The organism is Dactylosporangium sp. CA-139114 (genome assembly GCF_050955725.1).
In the GTDB taxonomy this organism is placed as follows: domain Bacteria; phylum Actinomycetota; class Actinomycetes; order Mycobacteriales; family Micromonosporaceae; genus Dactylosporangium.
Map to the genome: position 1 here is coordinate 2,544,875 of NZ_CP192080.1, position 22,872 is coordinate 2,567,746.

Here is a 22,872-nt window from a genome sequence, read left to right on the forward strand (position 1 = left end):
CGCCATGCGGGGTGTCGACCGTCCGGCCAGCCACGGTTGGCCGCGACCGCAATCGAACGCGCCGAGCACTACCCAGATGATGGCGGCAGGGCGAACCCTTGCGCCGCCGAGCGTGCTTCATCGCGTTTCCGCTCATGGCCTGAAACAGGTCGAAGATCGAATTTAGGAAGTTGCCGCGATCAGCGCGGCACGCGGCGTCATAGCGCGTCTGGCTGAATTGGCCCGCCACCATCCAAGCAGGCATGCCGCGCCGAACCCCAGCGCGGACGCCCCCGTTTACCCCCCGAAAACCCGTCGTTGGGGTTGGCTAAGGGCGACAAACGTCGGTTAGCAGGCGGGGGCATTCCCGCAGGTCAGCTGCAAGGCGTGACGATCAATGACAACCCCGAACCCGTGACGGTGTGTAACTGCGGGTTCTCGACAACAGATGACAAGCCTTGACGAAGGTTGAGAATAGGGGTTGTCAACTCAAATCGTCGCTTGCTCGGCAGGAGCCAAGCCGATGGCCCATCAGGCAGGGCTGGAACTGCACCGCGCTGCCTGCCAGAGTCTAAGCATGCTGCCGCCGTCCGGTGCCGCAGGCGGGTTGCTCGCCGCCGCGGATACGATCGACATTCCGGTGATGGTGCGTTGGGGGCCTCTGGCACCGCAGCGCCGACCGCGGCGAACAACCATTGACGGCGTTTGGGCCCCTTGGCCGGGCCTGCCCATGCCGCCGACGGGCCAGTACCTGGTCCGGACCACCTGGCGGGACGTACTAGACGCGGCTACATGCGTCGGACGCGACCCCATCGCCTGGCTGACTGCGGTACCGCAACTCGCCTACGCCGAGATCGTCGCCCGCTGCTCGCCGCTCATCGCCTACCTGGGCCGCACACCACACCACGGCGGCCCGGTACCCGGCGCGCACCAGCTGCAAGCGAACGTCGTCTACCAACACGGCACTGAATCCTCGGCGCTGGGCACGTTCGGCTACCGCCTCGGCATGACCATGGCCGAGTGGGCCGGCCAAGCCCTACTGCGCCTGGGACCCACGGTTCATGCTGAGGCCGTCCCGCCAGTCCATGCCGGGCCGGGTTGGACCACCGCGGCTGGCCTGCCAGATCTTGTGGCCTACCGACCGGGCTCGTCGCTGCCGTGGCTCATCGAGGCAAAGGGCCGCCGCCGGCTGGGCCTGCCGGACCTCCGCAAGGGCGCAACACAGCTGCTCCGGCCAGGCCTCATGATCGGACCGCACGTGCGGATGCTGTGCGGCACCAGCGTCGAACACCGGGTCTTCGTCACCCTCGACCTTGAGCACGTAAAGCTGTCACCGGCATCAGTGCCGACCGGCGGCCCGGACACCTCGGACCCCGACGCAGACGATGTCCTGGCCCTTGCCCGCGCCCGGATGTTGACCTACCTGCTGCTGCGCGGCACGCCGACCGCTCAGCTACGCGTCACACCAGTCGGCGAGAGCGTCGCGCAGCCCCGGTCGGCCCGCACCGCCGGTGCGGTCCTGCTACTGGAATCCGACCCGTCGACCGGCCTCGCGCGCGAAGACGCCCGCATGCCCGACCGGTACCGCAGCCGCCCACCGCAGCAGCGCTTCGACCTGCTCACCGCAAGAGTCCCGGGCACCGATCTGATCCTCGGCATGTCACGGCGGCTGTTCGCGGCCTGCGAGCAGGTCGCCGCGACCGATCAGGCGCTCGCCGCCGTAGTGTCTGATGAGGTATCGATGCCAGACGGGGACTCGGACGCTGTCGACGCCGATGTCGACCTCGAACGGGACCAGTGGCGCGCCCGTTCGGAAGGGCTGTACTGGCAGCTACAGCGTCAACAACGCCAGGCCCTCGCGAGCCGGGTACGCGCCAGATTCGACCAAGGCGAGCAGGCCGGGTGGGAAGAGCTGATCAACGCCCAGCCGCCTCTCATCGACGGCCCACCATCCGGTTACCTCGAGGCGGCGACCGCCGACACGTACCTGGCTGTTCATCGCCGGACAGCCACCCAAGCGTCAGGCTAGCTACCGGGTCGGTGACAATGAACGACGCCGACACAGGTGTGTCGGAACGGATCACCGGCCTGTTCCCGCGCGGCTGGCCGCCTGCATGATCAGGTGCGCACTCACGCCAATGAACGCGCAGCCCATCAATGCACCTGCCGAACGGCGCTCATCCCAATGCCCTCAAGCTGCTCGCGTCGTGGTGGGGTGTGGGGTACGCAATGAGTCTTGGCACATGACACGTGAACCTTTGGCCTGCCTTGATCGAATTGGCATGTCCCCATGCTTCGAGCCAAACCGATCACCATGATATCGATCCTCGCGGGTAGAGTGTAACCATGGCGAATGAAAGCGCAGACCACGGCCGAGAGGCTCGTTGGGATAGTTTCGGACTCATCACTGATGCCCGGAACGCTCTCGGTAATGCGTGGATTCGCTGTGAGTCATCAGCATCGCTCATTGAATACCTGGCCGAAATCCCGGATCCCGCCAATTACTACGTATGTCGAGCGCTGTCGGAACGCGACCTCACGGCCGAGGAGAGGGACCGACTGGCGACGCAGTTAGCCGTGACTCTGTCCGACGAGTTTCGAGCGCGAGTGCGGTCACGGATGCGCCCTAAGTTAGATCGAGTCCTGCTTCATTGCTTGCCCTTGCTGACACCTTCCGATGCAAGAGAGTTAGCCCATTCTCAGCTTCTTCATAAGCGGCCTGCGCGAAGGCTTCTCGCAATTCGCGTCTTACATCGCATCGGCGTGATCGATTTGGACTTCAACGCGGCGCGTCAGGCCCTCATAGAGCATCAGGAGATCCAAGCTGTGACCATACTCGCCTGCATACCGGGCGGCATGGCAAACCTGGACTGTTGCTCACTCATCGGCCTCTGCGACGAAGATGTGAATCCACCTTTTGGGGACCATTCATATACAGGTGCAATCGCGCTTGAAGGGCTAGCGAGGAGCAATAGTCTCGATCACGAGCACGCCTGTACTGCTCATCCGCTTTATTACATTAGAGCTGCGGGACGGCTTAAGGATCCCGGACTTGCTAGTTACATCAAGAAAGGCATCGAGATTGGCGGAGTTGCCGTCTGGCCGATGGCGGTTTCCGTTGCGGGTCGACTTCAGCTGGTTGAATTACTCACCCATCTTGAGGGCGAGATTCAGCGCAAAATTGTCGAAGATCCTGAGTTGTACGGTCCATGGATCAGAGAATGATCCGTCTTGGACGCGGGCGAACAGAGGCAGTACGTAGGTGCTCCGGCACCAACAGCGCACGTCCCCAAGCTACCTGTTCCCAGCCGGCACCGCGCTCGTTCCGAATCGCCTGTCATTCCGGTTTCGGCTTACGTTGATGACTGGATGAAGAGAGGGCGTGCGCGCCATGCCGTTTCTGGATCTTTGTGAAGGTGTCGTCGCCAACCGAGTGACGACCAGAAGCCGTCGGCACCTTCGGAGAACGCCACAAGCCGACGGTCCGGATAGCGGTTGCGGAGAAGATCGATGACGCCGCGGCCGATGCCGCGGAGGCGATGATTGTTATGCACCTCAATAAACTGGATCGCGAGCGCGTTAGACCCAAGTGATGGAACCTCGGCGTAGTGGTCGATTTTGACTTTCTGGTCTAGTTCAACCCGTGCGACCTCGTCATCGTTCTCTAGGGCCCGCAGAAAGACGCTCGTGGAGCCAACACGGACGGGGTCGTTATACCACCATTGACGATTGAATCCGCGGCCCGCTTCATCGTACGTAAACGGAAACCACAACCGCTCACCAGCGAGGCGCCGAAGCTCAACCAGACTCAGTTCCATGGCAGCATTCTGCCTGACAGGCTCCTGTGGGCTGCGCGGATCTGCCGCAGCAAGTGCACTGGCGTTCATCGCCGCAGGTGGCGCACGGTGATGTATGGCTGCCGTCACCGTCCCAGCTGTCAGCGGCGGATCCCCCAACGGTCTCCTACTGCGCGCGGCGGCCGCCGCATATCTCGGCCGTTACCGCGGTCAGACCCGGCTACACAGCAAGTCGGAGCTGCGGCTCTTCCTGCGCTGGTGCGCCGACCAGGACCTCAATCCGCTCGCAGCGGTCCGGGTGGACATCGAGCGTTACCTGCGCTGGCTTCAAGATGTACGCCTTCCCAACCGTCCACGGTGTCCACGATCGTCGGTTGTGGTCGGCTTCTACCGGCTCTGCGTCATTGACGGCATCCTGCCGCACTCACCAGTCGACTACGTCCGCCGGCCCATTGTGCCCGCGCCGCCTGCCACCAACTGTCAACGTCGATTGCCGGGGCCGGGTGACCGGCAGCGCGACCATACGATCGCCTTGCGGCGCGGTTGGCCTTCGCGCAAGAGTCGGTGCATGCAGCGATGGGACCCGCTCAACGAGCGGCAGTTGCTCGTGCTGAAGCGTATCGGCGAGGGCGACGATCTCAGCGGCCCTGAAAGCGTGCCGTTGCGGGTCTCGGCCCGCGGGCTGCAGGGCCGGGGCCTCGTCACCGTCAGCCGCCGCGGCGGCGGTTGGCGCGCCACGATCACCGACGCCGGCCGGTTCTACCTCGAGCATGGGCATCACCCCGATCGCCCCGATCGGCATGACACCACCGTGGAGAGTCCCAAGCAACCGGCTGGCGCACCCACGCGCGCCGCGCGGACGGCCGCGTTGGTCGCTCGCCCCGCCCGTCCGGAGCCGTCCACGCCGATGCGGGATCGGGCCAGCGAGCTCATCGAGCGGCTCCGTGCCGAGGGCGGCACGGTCACGATCGAGGTCCCGGACGATGAGACCCGGGCACTGTACCGGCGGATCATTCACGCCGCGAAGCAGCACCACCTCGTCCCGGACGGCTTCCACCTCAAGCACACCGGCCGCGGCAGCGGCGATCTGATCATCCGGCTGACCGACGACAGCGCGCCGGACGACACCGACTGGAACCGGATCCGGCTCAATACCCGCCGGGTGACCAGCGACCCGTCACTGGTCTTCCAGGCCATCGAACGGGACCCGGCCAACCTCCACGTCACCGAAGCGTCCCAACCGAGAGCCTTCCAGCTGATCCACGCCCTGGCCGAGGAGGCCCGCCGACGCGGGCACCGGCTCGGCGTGAACACGAAGACGAAGCACCCCCGGCTGTACCTGCAGGTCGGCGACCTGCGCCGGGCCGTGACGCTGCACGAGGAGTACGACAAGATCCGCCACGAGCCGACCCCGGAGGAGACACGACGGCTGCGGCGCCGGCCGTGGGAGCACGTCCCGGAGTACGACCACGTGCCCTCGGGCCGGCTCCGGCTGGAGATCGCGAAGGCCGGCTACAACGAACACCACAGTTGGACCGACGACAAACGTTCCACCCTCGAGCAGCGGCTGCCGCGGATCCTCCGCGAGGTCGAGGCCGCCGTCGCCGCCGACCAGGAGGCGAGGCTGGAGGCCCGCCGCCAGCATGAGGCGTACCTGGCCGAGCAGCGGCGCAAAGACGAGGAACGGCAACGGCTGTGGCAGGCAGCCCTCGACGAGGCCTGCCCGAAGGCGGTCGAGGCGACCCGCCGCCGGGTGTTCCGGGCCGCGTACGACGCGTGGGTCGCGGCCGCCGAGATCCGCGCGTTCTGCGACGCACTCGAGCAGGCTGCCTCGCCGGACGACGACCCCGCCACGGTGCGCAACCGCGCCGCCTGGACCGCCTGGGGTCGGGCCGCCGCAGACCGGATCGATCCGACCGCGGGCGGCGCCGGCCTCACCGCGGTCCCGTTCGACACGACGCCCGGACCTGACGACCTTCGCCCGTTCATCGGCAGCTGGAGCCCGCGCGAGCCACGCGTCGAGTACCGGTACGAGCAGGACGAACAACGCCTGGCCGAGCTGCGTGGACAGGGCGACACCTGGCACCATGGCATGCTCGGACGACCGTCCTGGTGGCGCAAACACCGATAACCCGAGCCGGACTGTCCCGGGCGGGCTCAGCCGCGGGCCGGCTTCGATCGTCCCTGGTCGAGTTCGTCGAGCTGCGCACGCAGCCGGGCCGCTTCGGCCTCGATCTCGCGCAGGCGCCGCGTCAGCGCGCTCTTCCCCGGCTGCTTCTTGACGACGCCGCGCGGCGGCTTCGGCGGCGGCACCAGCGGTCCCAGCGGTCCCACCCGCTGGTAGGCGACGATCGACCTCGCCCGCGGGCACGAGCTGCACGTGACCTCAGGGGTCGGCTCGGGCCGGCCCAGGTCGATCATCCGGTGCGCGTGGTCAACCCCGTCCGGCCCGAAAGGTCGCGCGCCGTCTCGATCCGGCGGTGCGCGGCGGCCCGCTGACGGGGCGTGTCGAAGTCGCGGCGGCTCGGGAAGCCGTCGCTCGGCCGCCAGGACAGGTCCGTCACCTGGGTGCCGACGTGGGCGCAGCACAGTCGCACCTTCCACCACGCCTTGGTCTCCGGCTCGTCGCGCCGCAACGCTGTCGGCAGGTCATCGTCGATGCGGACAGGGAAGGTGAGCTCGGTCCACGATATGTAGTGATGAGGGCGAAGACGTCCGTGCCCCCTGCGTCACCTCGACCCGCGGCGGGTGTTCCTGGACCGGGACTGTTGCAGCGCGCCAAGAATGCCGAGGCCCAGCCCGAAAGCGCCCCCGAACGCCACCCCGGCGGACAGCACGGCTTCGGCCAGCGGCGCACCGACGCTGCTCTTCAGCATCGCCGTTACGAGTGCCGCGACGAGCGACGCGAGACCCACGACCAGGACCCACAAGGGGGTCGTGCCGGAGCGGTTCACAGGGCTTCCCTCTCTGTTAGGACGATAGTGCCGTCAATGAGATGCTGGCCGAAGATCGGCCGGGCGGCGCGCACAGCGTCGAGGCGGCGCTGCAGCGAGGCCGCGTGATCGTCGAGCGCGTCAAGCGCCGCGAGCATGTCCCGCTGCGCGGCGAGTGGCGGCAGCGGCATCACAAGCTCGCCCAGGATGTCTGGGCGGAGCGACGTGGTGGTGGACCGGATGGATCGCTCGCGGATACGGGCCAGGACGGCGGGCTGCAACAGGAACGCCAGCAAGAAGGCCGGATCCAACTCGCCCGGGTCGATGACACACAGTCGGAGCAGGTTGGTGTGCGGCAGCCAGCCGGATTGGTCGTCGCCGACCAGCGCGGCCTGGCCCATGGCACCGGTTCGTACCCAGAGCACGTCGCCGGCGCGCAGTCGGTACGGCTCCAGCGACGCGGCGTCCGCAAGCGGGGCGCCGGCGGCTTTGACAATCCCGCTGCGCAGGTGCCGTGGGTGCACGACCGGCACGATCACCCCTGCGATTCCGGCGCGGCCCACCGCTGCTGTCAGCGACCGGTGCGGCACTCCGTTCCGGATGTCGCAAAGTTCGCGCAGCGGGCGACCGGGCCAGCCGTCGCCGGTCGTGTACGAGGGCAAATCGACGTCGGTCGCCAGCGCCTCCAGCTCCGCGCGTGCCACGTCCGCCGGCGACGGCGTGAACATGCGGTCCTGATACTCCGGCGGATGCAGTGAATACCCGCGCGCCTGAATGTCCTCGGGGGTCGCCAGGACGCTGCACTCGACCCGGCCCTGTGCCGTTACTGCTGCGACGATGCTCGCGACGTCCGTCGCGTCGAACTCGACGTGCAGGCCCTTCGCCTGGCCACGACGGCGCGCGTCGACGAACCGCACGGCAGCGGGCCGTCCCGTGGGTCGCCGCAGCAGCCAGATGCACACACCGACCCTGGTGTTCGAGAACATCCGCGCCGGCAGCGCCACGACGGCGATGAGCGCACCCTGATCCACCAGCTCTCGGCGCATCGTCGCCTTGCCGGCGAAACCGGCGCCGTACGGCATGAGGACCACCGCCCGTCCCTCTTCAGCGAGCGAGTTGACACAGTGCCGCAGCCAAGTGTCTTCGACGTGCTTGCCGAACGGCGGGTTGGTCAGTACGAAGGTCGCTCCGCCGGGCGGCGGCGCCGGTGTCACGGCGAGTTCGGCTGGCGTCCCGGACGCCGCCAACCACATGCCGGCCAGCCGGAGCTCGGCCGGGTCGGGATGCTCCGCACGAACCCGCACCGCGGCCAGCTTGTCGCCAGCCATCACAGCCGGGTCGCCAGCTGCACGGACGAACTCGGCCGGCAGCTCACCGAAGCGGGCGAACGGGTCGTAGATCAAGGCGTCGCCGTCGACCGGGGTGCCGACGAGGAGCGCGACCATAGTCCGGGCGACGCCTTGGGGTGTCGAGATGACGTAGCCGCCGATGCTCACCTGCCGCAGATATGCGGCGCGGAGCCGCGCGAAGTCAGCGGGGCCGAGGCCCGCAACGAGTGCGATGACCTTACGGACCGGCTCGAACGCACGAGGCCGAAGCCTGGTCGGTGGTGCGTCCGAGGTACTGATCAGGTCCGGAGCGGCCAGCGACTCATCGGCCAGCGCCACGACACCGCGCAACAGCCGCCGGGCCATGCCCGGGTCGCCGTCCGGCGGCACGCTGCGCGTCAGCCGCGACCAGCGGTCGTGGTCGTACAGGCGTAGATACGTCAGGCAGAGCAGCAGGTAGAGGAACTCAGCCCGGAACGCGTTGCCGCCGAACTCGGTGCCGAGCGCCGCGAGCTCCTGGACCCGGTCTCGACCGGGATCGTCGGCGATCCGGAGGCGGCGCCTGACTCGGTCACCGTAGGTCACGCCGGCGGGCTCGTCCAGGCCGCGGCGATTGGCGGGTATGGGCCGCTTGTCGAGCCAGGCGATGACGTCGGCGAGCCGCAGGTCACCCCCCGCATCGACAGGCGCCGGGAAGTCGGCGTGCCTGGTGCGCCACTGTGTAACCGCCGCTCGTGCGACACCAGCGAGTTGCGCGAGCCGGGCCTGAGGAACCGTAGCGGTAGAGTCACTCACGGGGACGAAGCTACGGACACCTTCCCGCCTCGTCGATGGTGCACTCGCGAGTGCATCAGGATCTGTTAACAAAATCCATTGAGGCCCCCACCGTCTGGCTTGCCCGTGAGGCCCTCAACATCTTCCGGGCGATGCCAGCGCCGATGCGCGCCGGCGCTGCGTCAGGCCCGGGCGTCGCGCCGACCTGCTTCAGTGGTGCTCGAGCACCGTGCATCTCCCGCGGCGCCGGCACGTCGACCTCGTCCGAAGCCCCGTCAATCGACTACGCCATAGCCCTGCCCAACTGGCCACTGACAGGGATTCTTACGTTTCCGGTAGCACACCGCGGGTCAGCCGCGCCAGCCTGGTCGGCTGCTCGGGACCGAGCAACCCGTCATGATCATGCCGACCGTGCAGCCCGCGGTCCTGATAGCGACCGAGAATCGAGCACGACCGAAATCTAGACCGAGGCATCTTCGTGTTTGCGCGGGCGAAAGCTGCCATCAACAACGAGTGATCGAACAGTTGCGCGACGCTGTTGCAGTCCCGTGACGCACCCCGGCTGGGACACCAACCTGCACCGACATCCCGCGTCCCCACAGCACCCGCAGGCCGGAACGCCCCCCCGTTTACCCCCCGAAAACCCTAGCTAAGCGTTGACCATCGACGGCAAGCGTTGATCAATGCATGTCGCCGTTGGGCAGGTCAGTTCTAAGAGTTGACGAACAGTCACAAGCTAGGGATCGTTACGTTCGGTAACTGCGGGTTGTAGGTTCAAGTTCTACGCGGCGTACTCCACTTCAAGGCCCCTGCCCTGGGATTTCACCCGGGTAGGGGCTTTTTCGTGTCGGCGGTCATCCGGGCGGTTGGTCGGTGGGTGCTCGTCCGGGATCCCCACCTCGGTCCGCGGGCGGCCGGAACGGTCCGCCAGCGTCCGGGCACGGGTCGGGTTGATCATGCCGTCGGGGCGTCGCCTCGGCGTGGGATCGCGTGCACGAGAGCGGTGAACGCACGGTCGGGACTGATGTGGGTGCGGTACAGCGGGCTGCAGGGTGTGGTCGCGAGCCGTGCCGCCAGGTCGTCGAGGTTCGGTTGCCTGCCGCGGTCGCGGTAGGCGTCGGCGAGGTGGCTGAACTCGTTCATGATCCCGACGACACTGCGGTTGGCGGTAGTACCGATCCGGTGCGTAAGCATTTGTTCGAGCTCAGCAGCGATGATCGCGTCCGAGGCGCCATGGGTGGCCATTGCCGCGGCGATCTGGTCCGCAGCCCGGGACAGTGCGGTGGCGGCCGGGGCGAGCGGGAGCAGCACGGGCAGCAGCGTCGACTCGTTGACCAGGAGCAGGACATCCGGCCGCCAGGCGAACCTGGTCGCGTACCACTCGCCGAGTACTGTCGTGGACCGCTCGTCGCCGCGCAGGTCCGGCGGACCGATCCGGTCACGAAGCTTCTTCGTCGCACGCACGATCAACACCACGCCATCCTCCTGGATGAGATCTCATGCGTGAGACTGGATCGGAGGGTCGCTCGTCAGCGCTGGAGTCGCTCAGCGCTGGTTCGTTGCAACTCCTGCAGCGGTACGTCGAGGCAGGCGGCCAGCAGTTCCAGTGCCTGGCGGCGTGGCCGCCTGACCCCGCGCTCGTAGCGGGACAACTCGTGGCGAGTGACGGTCGACCGCCCCGACGTGGCGCACATCCGGTCGGCAAGATCACGCTGGCTCAGGCCGAGCTGGCGGCGGCGCCTCGCGATCCATTCCCCGAACGACTCACCGTCGTGGCGCAGCGTGGTGTCGTCGGCGATTGGCGCCATGGGGCCGATCTCCTCGCGGGCGATGGGGCGGAGCACGGACGTCGATCCACGCTCGACTCCCCGCGAAGGTCAAGTCGTCGGCCACTGCCTGCACCGAACCCGGCGGCCTGGACAACGCGAAGTTGGCACACTGTCGCGGCGCGGACGTTCGGCACAGTTTGAGGACACTCACGGACGCTTTGGCACGCATTCACCTTGGTTGGGACTATCTACCGTGGACTGTCGCGGGCGTAGCGAAATTGAGGCGGCAGAGTCGCTTGACATCATCGGCTCGGCGCGGCGTACTGGAGGCACGCTCCCCGTGCGGCGTCTCGTTCGCCGGGCCATATAGGTCGATGGGTGGGCGCTCCGTGGGGGCGCTCATTGTCGTTTGTGGCCCGGTTGTCAGCGGGCCTGTCGGCCGGGTGCGGTACGACTGACAGGAGGACCGTCATGAAGGATCTTCTCCCGGCAGGCTGAGCCGGCACCTCGTCACGTCACGCGTGTCGGCGGGTGGCCTCTGTCACGGACTGCTGGTGCGGGTGTGCCCGCCGGTTCGCGCCGCTGCTGTTGTCCCTTCCCATTCACGGACGTGCTCGCCACGGTCGTGGTGATGACTCCTGCCCGGATCCACCTCACGCCGCCGCACGCCGGACGGCACGTTTCTTGAAACCTCCACAGTGGATTTTCCGCCTTGGTCGCCATCTAGCGGCCCGCCCTGCCGGGCGTAACCCGGCAGGGTTCCACCTGCACGCTGGACGGCAGGGGCGGGCCGTTGCCCACATCATCGACAAGGAGTTCCGTTGTCATTCCACCCCTCACCGTCGCCGCCGGTGAGCGACACAGGCGAGGAGACCGACCGATTGGAGCGTGAGATCGAGGCCGCGCTCGATGCGGGCCGGATCGTGTCCGACCGGGGCTGCTTGGCGTCCGTCGGCGACCTCGCACAAGTCGAGGCGAAGGTCGCACAGCTCGTTGCCACCGAGCCGGCGCAGGCGGTCAGGCTGCGACAACCGGGGCTGGCCCGGTGATCGGGAGCCGGACAACCGGGCTCCCGAACGGACGAGCTTCCTGACTCCAGACGTACGCCGCAGTCGAAGGTGAATGCGAGTACGACGCCCTCCCCGATGTCCCTCAGGCGTACGCCCACTTGCTCGGCGCCGCCGGGATCGACACGTTCGAGCAACCCTGCCGCTGGTAGCCGACAGTCAGAACCCGGCCGTGTCCAACGTCTTCAGGAACGTCGGCCGGCGCTTGTGCCGCACCCGCAGTTCGGTCAGGCACGCGTCGAGGTCAAGGACTCCCGTCAGGCCACGTTGAGCTGGATGTTGCCGATGCGAGCGACGATGTCGAGGTGACCCCCGAGTCCGACGACATAGGCGCGCAACGTCTCCAGCGCGACGGCGTCACCGTTCTCGATCTGGCTGATCCTCGCCTGCGTCAGCCCGGTAGCCTCCGCCAACTGCACTTGGGTCAGCCCAAGTTGCTGGCGGATCTCGGCGAGTTGCGCGCCGCTGACCGAGGCGAGCATCTGCTCGCGCATCTGCCGACGGCGAGCCACCCGCTCAGCGCTGTCCCAGGTGGGGTCGGCGGCACGGGCCTTCGCCTTGACGTCTCGCCAGTTCGCGGCCTCAGTCATGACTCGCCCTCCTCTTTCAACGCCGTGAGATGCTCCGTGAACCGAGCGTCTGCCAGCGGGATCGCCTTGTGGTACCAAGTCTGCCATTGGCCGGACTTGTCTCCCGCCACCAGGAAGACCGCTTCCCGCGCTGGATCGAACGCGAAAATCATCCGTACTTCGGTGGCGCCGGCCGAGCCCGGCCGTAGCTCCTTCATGTTGTGATACAGGCTGCCCTTCAGCCGGTCTACCAATGGGCGACCGAGTGCTGGTCCCTGTTCGGCAAGAACATCGATAGCCTCGGCGACCAGGTCGGACGTGACCGGATCGACGCGGCACAGCTCCAAGAACCACGCCTCAACCTCGGGATGCAGTCTGACCTCCCACACGACCACAGTATAAACCAAACTTATATTGCGCGCTCGAGCCAGGCCTGACAGTCCGGAGGCGCCATACCTGATCCGCCTTGATGGAGCGCCTTGCGCTCCGCGTCGTGGACCGTTGGCGCCTCGCAGGAAACCTCGGGCTGCAGGCTTACACCTGTCCGAACTCCTTCAGGTCTGTGCATCGCCGACAGGGCGGCGCTGGCGGGAACCGCCCAATTGGGTGCTCCACGGGTGCTCGGTCGCCGTAGGACTGGCTCGACACGGGCTGGACCATGCGGCACGCCCGTGGACGCAGCCAACGGAGGAGTCGGACACAACAGGGATCGGCGGGACTCAGCAGGATGGAAAAGCACGTTCGAAGCTGGCTCTTAATCTGCGGGTTGTAGTTCAAGTCCTACGCGGCGTACGAGTTCGAATCGGCGGCCTCTGCTTCTCGGCGGGGGCCGCTTGCCGTTGTCGGACTCGTGTTGGCGCGCTCGCTTCGCTCGCTTCCCAGTGGGGGAGCTTCGCTCCACCCACACTCCTCAACAGCATTCGCGGCTCCTATTCGCAGCCGTATAGCGCGCAATAATCTCTCCGACCTTCAGCACCGCGTGACACTTGTGCGGAAGTCGAACCCGCTCGTCTTCGCTCGTTTTCACATGGACACCGATCTCCCGGCTCCAATCGGTGTCCCGCCTTCTCAGTCACGACTCGGGGGCACTCTGGCGAGCAGGAGCATTGTCGCGCAGGCGTGCCGCAGGTCGTGAAACCGGATCGGCCGGACCCCGGCGCGCTTGATGAGCCTCTTGTACGTCGTGGGCCAACTCAGCCCGGCCGCGGTTCATGTTGTACGGTGGGCGGCCTTCCAGCATGCTCATGCGCATGGATGATCGCGGTGGGCTTTTCCGGTCTGTCGGCAGCACGGGGAAGGCCGTCCGCCTCGCCGGCGCCACGATCTTGGCCGCGCTCATGGGTAGCGGGATGACAGTCCTACGGGGTCCGGTCTTCGGACTGCTGGCCTTCGCGTTTTATGGACTGATCTTTGGCATCGGGGCGGTGTCGATGTCGCGGGTGCGCCGCTGGTCGGCCGAGCACATGGTGGCCGACGCCTCGTTCATCGTGCCGGGCATGTTCTTTGCCCTGCTGATCATACCGGTGCTGCCGTGGTGGGCGGCCGCACTGATTGCGCTGGCGGCCGGAGTCGTGGTCGTGCCGTTCATGGTGCGCCGGCGACGGGCCCATCTGGCAGGGGCTGCCTCGCAGACTGACGGCTGAGAGGCTATGCCAGGCGCCGCAGTCGACCCACCGAGGGCACGGTCGTGCCTTCTGATCTGCGGGTCGCCTTCGCAAGCCTGGCGACCCTGCTGCCGTCCCGCTCTGCGGGGGCGACGAATGTCCGGTGGGCTCACGGGGACGAGCGGCCAGCTACGTTGCCTGATGACGGAACGAGATCCGCTGGTGCCGGCCCTCACCGGGCTCGTTGTCGATCTTCTGTGGTGGCTGGACAGCTGTAACGACGACGAGATCGACCCCGACACCGCGGTGAAGATGATGGAGAGCGTCTCCTGGGTGCTGCACAACCTGCCCTCGGAGCAGCGTCAGCGGTTCATGAAGGTCCTCGACGAGATGGCCGCGGAGAAAGAGCACGCCGGACGACGGCAGCAACTGCTCACGTTCGCGTATCAGTCCGGGTTGGTCGACGACGAACCAGCCGCCGCAGACGGCGAGCCGACGCCGTGGGTGCATCCGGCTGCCCGAGTCACGTCTGAATCCTGACGAGCAACCGCCCCGCACAGCGTTCGGAGCCCCGGTGATCCGCTCCAGCATCGCGGCGGCGAAGCCGGGTCGACCATCGTCTCGATCCCGCGCTCGACCTTGCGGCGGGCGGACTCGTCGGTCCCGCGGCGGTTGATCAGCGCTCGGCCCCGAGCTGGATCAACGCCGTCTCGATCCCGGTCACCGGTCAAGCATCGACGATCGGTGGGGTGCCCGGGTGTCTCGCGGGCGACAGCACACGGCGTTGCGCGCCCGGCCGGGTGGGGTTATGGTTCTTCTCAGATCGAGTAAGACTCAAGTTGAGAAAGACTCCACCCGAGAAGGACTACCCGACGTGGCTGATGAAGAGGCCGAGTTCCTCGCCAACTACGACCCGCGGCGGTATGCGCCGGTCGCGGTCACCGTCGACGTCGTGGCGTTCACGATCCGCGACGGGCGGCTGCACGTGCTGCTCGTGCGCCGGGCCGCCCCGCCCGACAAGGACAAGTGGGCGCTGCCCGGCGGGTTCGTGGGGGAGTGGGAGGACCTGCCCACCGCCGCCGCCCGCGAGCTCGCCGAGGAGACCGGGGTCGCGACCGCCAACCGGCGGCTGCACCTGGAGCAGCTCGGCACCTACGGCGCGCCGGACCGGGACCCGCGGATGCGCGTGTTCTCGGTGGCGTACCTCGCCTTCGCCCCGCACCTGCCCGACCCCGTGTCCGGCAGCGACGCGCGGGAGGCGGCCTGGATCGCGGTGGACGACCGGCCCGAGCCGCTCGCCTTCGACCACACCACGGTGCTCGCCGACGGGCTCGAGCGGGCGCGCTCGAAGCTGGAGTACTCGCCGCTGGCGACCCGGTTCGTGGGCGAGGAGTTCACGATCGCGGAGCTGCGGGCCGTGTACGAGACGGTGTGGGGCGAGCCCCTGCACGCCGGGAACTTCCACCGCAAGGTGCTGTCGGTGCCCGGCTTCGTCGAGAGCACCGGGGCCACGACCGAGCGGGGCGGGGCTCGGGGAGGGCCCCGCGCGAAGCTGTACCGCGCCGGCGACGCCCGGCTCCTGCACCCCGCGCTGCTGATGCCGAGCCGGGAGGAGACGCTGCGGTGAACACCGACGAGGCCATCGCGCTCATCGAGCGTTCGACGGCCGGGGAGCTCTTCGGCGGCGACGACGGGCACCGGCGGTACCGCACCCTGGCCAAGCTCGTGCACCCCGACGCCGCGGGGCCGAGGGGCACGCGGGCCTTCGCGCGGCTGTCCGAGCTCTGGCGCGACCGGGGCGTGATCCGCACGGCCCGGGGGGTGTACTCCACCGACGTCCTCGACCACCGCGGCGACCTGGCGAATCTGTACCGCATCCCCGAGGGCCACCTGAAGCTCGTCCGCGACCCGTCCTGCAACGACCTCATGGCCCGCGAGGCGGCCGCCCTGCGCCGGATGGCCGAGCACGGGGATCCGCGGTACCTGCCGTACGTGCCCCGGCTGCTGGAGACCTTCCGGCACCGGTCCGAGTCGGGGCAGACGCGGCGCGCGAACGTCATCGCCACGTCGGCGCCGCGGCTGCACAGTCTGCAGGAGGTACAGCGGAAACGGCCCGACGGCCTGGATCCCCGCGATGCCGCCTGGATGTGGCGCCGCCTGCTCGTCGCGCTCGGCCTCGCGCACCGGGCGGGAGTGGTGCACGGGGCGATCGTCGCGCAGCACGTGCTCATCGAGCCCGACGAGCACGGCGTGGTCCTCGTCGACTGGTGCTACAGCGCGAGCGACCCCTCGCAGCGCATCGCCGCGATCGTGCCCGGGCACCGCGACGACTACCCGCCGGAGGTGCTGTCCCGCGCCGCCCCGGGCCCGTACACCGACATCCACATGGCCGCCGGCGTGATGGCCGGCCTCATGGGCGAGCGCGCCCCGAGGCCGCTGCGCCGGTTCGCCGACGGCTGCCGGCTCAGCTCCACCCGCCAGCGCCCCGACGACGCCTGGAAGCTGCTCGGCGAGCTCGACGAGCTGCTGCACCAGCTGTACGGGCCGCGCACCTTCCGTCCCTTCACCCTTTAGGAGACCCTCATGGGAAGCGGAACCTGGTCGACCGACGTCTACGACGCCGCCGACCGCTACCGACGGGCCACGGGCGCGAGCGCCTTCGCCTACAGCGACTCCGGGGCGCGTACCGTCCACTCCGCCCTCGACCCGAGGGGCGTCGGCACGCGGGAGAGCCGCGACTCCGACGAGCACCCCGACTCGGTCGCGATCGCCGTGCTCTTCGACGTCACCGGGTCGATGGGCTCGGTGCCGCGGGTGCTGCAGCAGAAGCTCCCGCAGCTGCTCGGCCTGCTGCTGCGCAAGGGCTACGTGACCGACCCGCAGATCCTCTTCGGCGCCATCGGCGACGCCACCTGCGACCGGGTGCCGCTGCAGATGGGCCAGTTCGAGTCGGACAACCGCCTCGACGAGGACCTCGGCCGCTTCGTGCTCGAAGGCGGCGGCGGGGGCCAGATGACGGAGTCGTACGAGCTCGCGATGTACTTCATGTCCCGCCACACCTCGATCGACTGCCTCGAGAAGCGGGGCAAGCGCGGGTACCTCTTCATCATCGGCGACGAGCGGGCCTACCCGAAGGTCAAGCCGAACGAGGTCCGCGCCGTCATCGGCGACCCGCTCCGCGAGGCGATCACGCTGCGCGCCATCGTGGAGGAGGTCCGGCGCAAGTACGACACCTACTACATCCTGCCGGCGGGCTCCTCCTACGCGGGCAACACCGCGATCCTCGACTTCTGGCGCGACCTGCTCGGCCAGAACGTCATCGCGCTCGACGACCTCGACGCCGTGTGCGAGACCATCGCGCTGACCATCGGCCTCGGCGAGGACAGCATCGACCTCGACGAGGGCCTCGCGGACCTGGGCGAGGTCGGCTCGGCCTCGGCCTCGACCGTCGGCAAGGCCCTGGCCCGCATCGGCGGCGGCCGCGCCCCGATCGCGCACGGCTCCACCCCGGCGGACCTGGCCGGCCCGGTCAGCGTCGAGCGGCTGTAGTCACCGCGATGCACTACATCGTCGTGGACCTCGGGTTCGGCGACTGCGGCAAGGGCACGACCGTGGACTACCTGTGCGCGACCCGCGACATCGACACCGTCGTGCGGTTCAACGGGGGCGCGCAGGCGGCGCACACGGTCGTGCTCGCCGACGGGCGCCAGCACACGTTCGCCCAGTTCGGCTCCGGCTCGCTGCGGCCCGGGGTCCGCACGCACCTGTCCCGCTTCATGGTCGTCGACCCCCTCGCGCTCGTCACGGAGGCCGATGGCCTGATCGCGCTGGGCGTGACGGACATCTGGCAGCGGCTGACCGTCGACCGCTCGGCGCTGATCGCGACGCCCTACCACCGCGCCGCGAACCGCTCGGCCGAGCTGGCGCGCGGGGCGGACCGGCACGGGTCGTGCGGGATGGGGGTGGGGGCGACGATGGAGTACGCGCTGCGCTACCCCGACGACGCCCCGCGGGTCGGCGACTGCGGTGATGAGCGGGTGCTGCGCGGCAAGCTGGCCCGGCTGCGGGACCGCCTCGGCGTCGGTGGTCCGCCGGTGGAGGCCTGCCTGCCCGCCTTCTCCGGCTTCGCCGCGACGGTCACGATGGTGGACGGCTTCCGCCCGGCGGGCCCGTGCGTCTTCGAGGGCGCCCAGGGCGTGCTGCTGGACGAGTGGCACGGCTTCCACCCGTACACGACGTGGAGCACGACCACGTTCGCCAACGCCTTCTCGCTGCTGCCCGACGCCCCGGTCTTCCGGCTGGGCGTCCTGCGGACGGTGACCACCCGCCACGGCGCCGGCCCCCTGCCCACGGGCGACATCGCGGGCATGGGCGACCCGAACAACCCGGCGAACGACTGGCAGGGCCCCTTCCGCGTGGGCTACTTCGACGCCCCGCTGCACCGCTACGCCCTGGAGGCCGCCGGCGGCGTGGACGGCCTGGTCCTGACCCACCTGGACCTCGACGTCGGCCGCTACTGCCCCGACTACCGCGACTCGAGCTTCCTGCGGGTCGGCGAGCCCGGGGACCTCGAGCGCCAGGCCGCGATGACCCGGTCCCTGCTCGCGGCCGAGCCGGTGTACGCCCCGGTCACCGACTGGGTCCGCACGGTCGAGGAGTCGCTGGGGGCCGGCGTGGTGCTGGAGTCGTGGGGCCCGACGGCGCAGGACAAGAAACCGGCCGGCCGGTTGACGGCCTGAACCCGCACCTCAGTCGCACCACACCGGGACCTCAGCCCGCCGTGGTCCGCTGGGCCCCTCACAGACGACTTGGGGGGCGACGATGGGCCTGGCACGCGAGGCGATCCGGGCGGTCTCGGTGGCGGCGGCGGCCGGGATCGCGGTGGGCGGCGCCTTCGGCCTGCTCGCCCCGTCCTCGGCCGCGGCCGTCGACACCCCACCGGCCCCGCCCGCGGCGACCCGCCCCGCGATCGTGACGAGCGTGGACCTGCTCGGGCGGGCGCAGCTCTCGGTGACCGTACGCTTCACGAACACCGGCCGGACCACCGTGCACCTGACCGGCTTCGACGTGCTGGCGGACGGCCGCGCGCTGCCGCGCCTGAGCGTCACCCCGGCGGCGCTCGACCTGCGCCCGGGCGCCACGGCCGACGAGACCGTGTCGTTCACGGCTCCCGCCTCGACGGCCGGCCTGACGCTGACGCTTCCGGACGGCGAGCAGCTGCCCCTGCAGCTGTAGCCCGCCCGCCTGCGGCATGCGTCAGGCTCGCGGCCTGCTTTTCAACGTCGACGGTGGCCGGCCGCGGGAACCCGACCCATGGCTTTTCCTCTTTGGAAAAGTTGGTGTTTCTTGCTCGTCGTTCTTCGCTTGTGCTCGTAAACAACGCCGGTCCGAGGCCCACGGTGGCAACGCCGGCCGTTTGTGATGGGCAGCTAATGCTGGGACCACCCCAGCACGTCACATGCGATGGGCCACCAATGGCGCTCCGCCAGCAAAGACGGCGCATCCTGGTCGCAGATCCAGCTCCCGCTATCGTGCCGCGGAGCAAGGGACGGGTCGCGCGGCATGAAGACGGGCACGTGCGCGAGCGGTACCGGCAGACGGTACGTCTCATCCGGCACCGGCACGATGTTCCGAACAAAACCGACGCAACGTGTAGGCACGGCCTCGCCCACGTACTGTGACGTCAGGGTCGCGAGAGCCTCCGCATGAGGCAGCCAGCCGCGCTCGCCGCCCAGAAACGCCGTGGGGATGTCGAAACCCTTGGGCGTTCGAACGCAGAACAACTCCCAGCCGGCCCGCGTGCGCCGACGTAGAAGAAGACGAACGATTACGACGTGCTCAGGAACCTCGATGTCGGCGCCCGCCCAAACCTCAGCGGCACCCCCAGCGGGGAGCCAGGAGGCGTTCGGCACGGATCTGACGAGCCTCGGAGATTCGAGCATGAAGTGATGCTGTCATCCACCGTGCTCGCATCCCACGCCGGCCCGAACTCCGCGGACTTGCGCGAGCACACCGACCGGGAGGCCGCGGCGGCGGGCGAACGTCGGTCCCGCGCAGGCGACTCCGGTTTCTCCCTCGTTGCAGGGTGCTCCCCGCGTCGCCCTCGTTGTGCCACCACGCGCCATGCCGATACGCGCTCGATGGCAGACCGCCCGGCACGAGGTCGCTGATCTCGTCGAAGGACGTCCTGATCTCGTACCTGCCCGGCGTGCGGAGCCGATCACGGCGCGCGGCGTACTTCCTCATCCTCAGAGGCTGAGCGATCTGGGGCGGCCAGGGCGATGCGCTCGCTCGACCGACCTCGCCGAAAATCTCGGATGACGTGTCGGATCGGGGCTGGGCTGTTCGTAGCAGGGTCGAGCAGCCCCACAGGACCTCGATCACAGGAGCCGATCCAGATGCCGTCCATGGTTTCCACGCCCGCCGAGACCGCCCGCCGCCTGCACGGGCTCGTCGAGCCGATCCACCTCGTCACCTACTTCGCCGACGAGCCGGACCAGGCCCTCCTGGCGCTCGGCCTGCGCAACACCTGGGACGCCTACTTCGCCGGGCGGGCCGCCCCGCTCGGCCGGGTCCCGGCCGCGGTCGTCGACGCCGTCTTCTACAACTTCGCGCCCGGCGAGGTCGCCCGCCACATCCCCCACGTCTGGGACATCACCACCCCCGAGGAGGCGATCGCCGCCCGCGAGCGGGGCAGTGCCGCGGCGCTGCGCCGGATCCTCGGCGACACCCCCACGCTCGCCCGCGCCGCCGACCTGGCCACCAAGGCGGCGACGAGCGCCCCGGCACACGGGCGGCCCCTGTACGCCGCCCTGCGCACGCTGCCCGTGCCCGGGGAGCCCGTCGCCCGGCTCTGGCACGCGGCCACGCTCCTGCGCGAGCACCGAGGCGACGGCCACAACGCCGCCCTGGTCGCCGCCGGCATCGGCGGGACCGAGGCCCACGTGCTGCACGCCCTGTCCGAGGGCATGCCCGCCGGGCAGTTCGGCCGGGTCCACCACCTGCCCGCGCCGCGGCTGGCCGCGGTCGTGGACGGGATGCGCGAGCGCGGTCTCATCGGCGCCGACGGCTGGCTCAGCGACGAGGGCCGCGAGACCAAGGCACGGATCGAGGCGATCACCGACGACCTCGCCGCGACGGCCCTCGCCGGCCTCGAGCCGGGCGAGCGCGACGAGCTCATCGCCGCGCTCGAACCCGTCGCCGCGGCGCTCGACGCCGCCGGGTCGCGATAGTGGCCTCGACCAGGCGGGCCGGGTCAGGAGGGCCGGGTCAGGCGGGCCGGTGGCGTTCGCGGCGCACGACCGGGCGGCGGCCCTTCAGCGTGGTGCGCCGCAGGGTGTCGATGACCTCGTCGACCGCGCCGTCCGGGACCTCCACGAGGGAGAAGCGGTCCGCGATCTCGATCGCGCCCACGTCGCGGCCGGTGAGGCTCGACTCGCCGGTGATCGCGCCGACCAGGTCCTGCGGCCGGATGCCCGCCGCGCGGCCCGCGCCCACGAACAGGCGGGTCATCCCGCCCGTCGGGGCGCGCCGGCCGCCGGTCTCGCGGCCCCGGCCGCGGCCGTCGGAGTCGCGCACGCTGACCCGCCGGTTGGGGTTCGAGCGCTCGTCACGCGAGAACTCCCGGGGCTGGCGCAGCGTGACCTCCGGGATCTCCTCCTCGTCGTTCTCCCCGACGGCGGCCGACTCGTGGGCGAGCTTGATCGCGGCGAGCGCGATCTCCATCGGGTCGAACTCCTCGGCGAGGGACTCCACGATCACCCGGAAGCGCTCGAGGCCGTTGTCGGCGACGAGGCTCTCGTGCAGGGCGGCGCGGGTGAGCTCCATGCGGCGGGCGCGCAGGTCGGCGACCGACGGGACCTTCTCGATCGCGATGCGCTGCTTCGTGACGCGCTCGATCGTCTTGAGCATCCGGTGCTCGCGCGGCTCGGCCAGGGTGATGGCCACACCCTCGCGCCCGGCGCGCCCGACGCGGCCGATGCGGTGCACGTAGGACTCCGGCGCCGACGGCACGTCGTAGTTCACCACGTGCGTGAGGTGCTCCACGTCGAGCCCGCGGGCCGCGACGTCGGTGGCCACGAGCAGGTCGGCGGTGCCGTTGCGCAGCCGGGCCATCACGCGGTCGCGCTGCTCCTGGCCCATGCCGCCGTGCAGGGCCTCGGCCCGGTAGCCGCGGCCGTTGAGCGTCTCCGTCAGCTGGTCGACCTCGTCGCGGGTGCGGCAGAAGACGATCGCCGCCCCGGGCGCCTCCACGTCCAGGACGCGTCCGAGGGCGGCCGGCTTGTGCGCCCGCGGTACGACATATGCCACCTGGCGCACGAGCGGCGCCTCACCCGCGGGGGTCGGCTCCCGGCCGATCTGGATGCGCACCGGGTCGTTGAGGTGGCTCGCGGCCAGCCCGTCGATCCGCGGCGGCATCGTGGCCGAGAACAGCACGGTCTGCCGGTCCTCGGGCGTCTCGGCCAGGATCGCCTCGATGTCCTCGGCGAAGCCCATGTCGAGCATCTCGTCGGCCTCGTCGAGCACCACGACGTGCAGGTCGTGCAGGCGCAGCGTGCCCCGGCCGAGGTGGTCCAGCGCCCGGCCCGGGGTCGCGACCACGACGTCGACGCCGAACTCGAGCGAGCGCAGCTGGCGGCCGATGGGCTGCCCGCCGTAGATGGGCAGGACGCGGACGCCCAGGTCGCGGCCGTACCGATGGATGGCCTCCGACACCTGGACCGCCAGCTCGCGGGTGGGCACCAGGATCAGCGCGGACGGGTTGTCGCCCCCGGGCGAGGGCAGACGTTGCAGCAGCGGCAGGGCGAACGCGGCGGTCTTGCCCGTGCCGGTCGCGGCCTGGCCGAGCAGGTCCCGGCCGGCGAGCATGGGCGGGATGGCCTCGCGCTGGATCGGGGTCGGCTCCTCGTAGCCGAGGCCGGCCAGGGCCTTGAGCAGCTCGTCGCGTAGCCCGAGCTCGCCGAAGCCGGTCACGTCCCCATCATCGAAGGTCGCGGTCACGGGGTGCTCCTCACTCAGGCAATGCAGACGGCACTTCTAGCATCCCAAACGC

General features: G+C 69.3%; 23 protein-coding genes. 12 read left to right on the top strand and 11 right to left on the bottom strand.

The window, feature by feature from the left end:
- Positions 1–556: 556 nt before the first annotated feature.
- The gene (locus ACQP2P_RS11495; protein WP_433615410.1) at positions 557–2,008 is read left to right on the top strand and encodes a hypothetical protein; all 1,452 of its coding nucleotides are present in this window, start codon (positions 557–559) and stop codon (positions 2,006–2,008) included.
- Positions 2,009–2,325: 317 nt separating this feature from the next.
- Positions 2,326–3,204, top strand: a complete 879-nt coding sequence (locus ACQP2P_RS11500) for a hypothetical protein (RefSeq protein WP_433615411.1) — start codon at positions 2,326–2,328, stop codon at positions 3,202–3,204.
- A 128-nt stretch (positions 3,205–3,332) separates the two neighbouring features.
- Here ACQP2P_RS11500 and ACQP2P_RS11505 read toward each other — a convergent pair whose 3' ends face one another.
- Positions 3,333–3,797 (bottom strand): hypothetical protein, encoded by a 465-nt coding sequence (locus ACQP2P_RS11505; protein ID WP_433615413.1) that lies wholly within the window; start codon positions 3,795–3,797, stop codon positions 3,333–3,335.
- A 547-nt stretch (positions 3,798–4,344) separates the two neighbouring features.
- Between ACQP2P_RS11505 and ACQP2P_RS11510 the strand changes: the two genes are divergently transcribed.
- Positions 4,345–5,907, top strand: coding sequence for a hypothetical protein (locus ACQP2P_RS11510; RefSeq protein ID WP_433615414.1), 1,563 nt, complete (start codon positions 4,345–4,347; stop codon positions 5,905–5,907).
- Positions 5,908–5,933: 26 nt separating this feature from the next.
- Here the strand turns inward: ACQP2P_RS11510 and ACQP2P_RS11515 are convergent, their stop codons facing one another.
- From ACQP2P_RS11515 to ACQP2P_RS11540, 6 genes are all read right to left on the bottom strand, one after another.
- The gene (locus ACQP2P_RS11515; RefSeq protein ID WP_433615416.1) at positions 5,934–6,197 is read right to left on the bottom strand and encodes a hypothetical protein; all 264 of its coding nucleotides are present in this window, start codon (positions 6,195–6,197) and stop codon (positions 5,934–5,936) included.
- Positions 6,194–6,412 (bottom strand): hypothetical protein, encoded by a 219-nt coding sequence (locus ACQP2P_RS11520; RefSeq protein WP_433615418.1) that lies wholly within the window; start codon positions 6,410–6,412, stop codon positions 6,194–6,196. The genes ACQP2P_RS11515 and ACQP2P_RS11520 overlap by 4 nt, the downstream gene beginning before the upstream one ends.
- A gap of 93 nt (positions 6,413–6,505) precedes the next feature.
- Positions 6,506–6,730 (bottom strand): hypothetical protein, encoded by a 225-nt coding sequence (locus ACQP2P_RS11525; RefSeq protein ID WP_433615419.1) that lies wholly within the window; start codon positions 6,728–6,730, stop codon positions 6,506–6,508.
- A complete protein-coding gene (locus ACQP2P_RS11530; protein ID WP_433615421.1) occupies positions 6,727–8,832 on the bottom strand; it encodes an N-6 DNA methylase in 2,106 nt (701 codons plus the stop codon). Before ACQP2P_RS11530 ends, ACQP2P_RS11525 begins: the two co-directional genes overlap by 4 nt.
- 933 nt (positions 8,833–9,765) lie before the next feature.
- A complete protein-coding gene (locus ACQP2P_RS11535; RefSeq protein ID WP_433615423.1) occupies positions 9,766–10,284 on the bottom strand; it encodes a DUF6933 domain-containing protein in 519 nt (172 codons plus the stop codon).
- Positions 10,285–10,340: 56 nt separating this feature from the next.
- Entirely contained in the window at positions 10,341–10,655 is a 315-nt protein-coding gene (locus ACQP2P_RS11540) for a helix-turn-helix domain-containing protein (RefSeq protein ID WP_433615425.1), read from the bottom strand.
- An 806-nt stretch (positions 10,656–11,461) separates the two neighbouring features.
- Between ACQP2P_RS11540 and ACQP2P_RS11545 the strand changes: the two genes are divergently transcribed.
- The gene (locus tag ACQP2P_RS11545) at positions 11,462–11,629 is read left to right on the top strand and encodes a hypothetical protein (protein ID WP_433615427.1); all 168 of its coding nucleotides are present in this window, start codon (positions 11,462–11,464) and stop codon (positions 11,627–11,629) included.
- A 275-nt stretch (positions 11,630–11,904) separates the two neighbouring features.
- Here ACQP2P_RS11545 and ACQP2P_RS11550 read toward each other — a convergent pair whose 3' ends face one another.
- Together ACQP2P_RS11550 and ACQP2P_RS11555 are read right to left on the bottom strand one after the other, a co-directional pair.
- Positions 11,905–12,237, bottom strand: coding sequence for a helix-turn-helix domain-containing protein (locus tag ACQP2P_RS11550; protein ID WP_238010356.1), 333 nt, complete (start codon positions 12,235–12,237; stop codon positions 11,905–11,907).
- On the bottom strand, positions 12,234–12,605 hold the full coding sequence (locus tag ACQP2P_RS11555; protein ID WP_433615429.1) for a type II toxin-antitoxin system RelE/ParE family toxin: 372 nt from the start codon (positions 12,603–12,605) through the stop codon (positions 12,234–12,236). The genes ACQP2P_RS11550 and ACQP2P_RS11555 overlap by 4 nt, the downstream gene beginning before the upstream one ends.
- Positions 12,606–13,466: 861 nt before the next feature.
- Here ACQP2P_RS11555 and ACQP2P_RS11560 point away from each other — a divergent pair.
- From ACQP2P_RS11560 to ACQP2P_RS11590, 7 genes are all read left to right on the top strand, one after another.
- A complete protein-coding gene (locus ACQP2P_RS11560) occupies positions 13,467–13,859 on the top strand; it encodes a hypothetical protein (RefSeq protein WP_433615431.1) in 393 nt (130 codons plus the stop codon).
- A 162-nt stretch (positions 13,860–14,021) separates the two neighbouring features.
- Positions 14,022–14,360: a hypothetical protein gene (locus ACQP2P_RS11565; protein WP_433615432.1), complete on the top strand. Its 339-nt coding sequence runs from the start codon at positions 14,022–14,024 to the stop codon at positions 14,358–14,360.
- 334 nt (positions 14,361–14,694) lie between these two features.
- A complete protein-coding gene (locus tag ACQP2P_RS11570; RefSeq protein ID WP_433615434.1) occupies positions 14,695–15,447 on the top strand; it encodes an NUDIX hydrolase in 753 nt (250 codons plus the stop codon).
- Entirely contained in the window at positions 15,444–16,394 is a 951-nt protein-coding gene (locus tag ACQP2P_RS11575; RefSeq protein ID WP_433615436.1) for a serine/threonine protein kinase, read from the top strand. The genes ACQP2P_RS11570 and ACQP2P_RS11575 overlap by 4 nt, the downstream gene beginning before the upstream one ends.
- Before the next feature lie 9 nt (positions 16,395–16,403).
- Positions 16,404–17,369, top strand: coding sequence for a hypothetical protein (locus ACQP2P_RS11580; RefSeq protein ID WP_433615438.1), 966 nt, complete (start codon positions 16,404–16,406; stop codon positions 17,367–17,369).
- A gap of 8 nt (positions 17,370–17,377) precedes the next feature.
- Entirely contained in the window at positions 17,378–18,559 is a 1,182-nt protein-coding gene (locus ACQP2P_RS11585) for an adenylosuccinate synthetase (protein WP_433615440.1), read from the top strand.
- An 82-nt stretch (positions 18,560–18,641) separates the two neighbouring features.
- Complete coding sequence (locus ACQP2P_RS11590) at positions 18,642–19,055, top strand: hypothetical protein (protein WP_433615442.1); 414 nt, start codon at positions 18,642–18,644, stop codon at positions 19,053–19,055.
- A gap of 636 nt (positions 19,056–19,691) precedes the next feature.
- Here ACQP2P_RS11590 and ACQP2P_RS11595 read toward each other — a convergent pair.
- Positions 19,692–20,066: a DUF7662 domain-containing protein gene (locus ACQP2P_RS11595; protein WP_433615444.1), complete on the bottom strand. Its 375-nt coding sequence runs from the start codon at positions 20,064–20,066 to the stop codon at positions 19,692–19,694.
- A 161-nt stretch (positions 20,067–20,227) separates the two neighbouring features.
- Between ACQP2P_RS11595 and ACQP2P_RS11600 the strand changes: the two genes are divergently transcribed.
- Complete coding sequence (locus ACQP2P_RS11600) at positions 20,228–21,052, top strand: MarR family winged helix-turn-helix transcriptional regulator (protein ID WP_433615446.1); 825 nt, start codon at positions 20,228–20,230, stop codon at positions 21,050–21,052.
- A 37-nt stretch (positions 21,053–21,089) separates the two neighbouring features.
- Here ACQP2P_RS11600 and ACQP2P_RS11605 read toward each other — a convergent pair whose 3' ends face one another.
- Positions 21,090–22,838 carry a DEAD/DEAH box helicase gene (locus ACQP2P_RS11605; RefSeq protein WP_433619099.1) on the bottom strand — a complete coding sequence of 583 codons (1,749 nt, stop codon included), beginning with the start codon at positions 22,836–22,838 and terminating at the stop codon, positions 21,090–21,092.
- Positions 22,839–22,872: the final 34 nt, after the last annotated feature.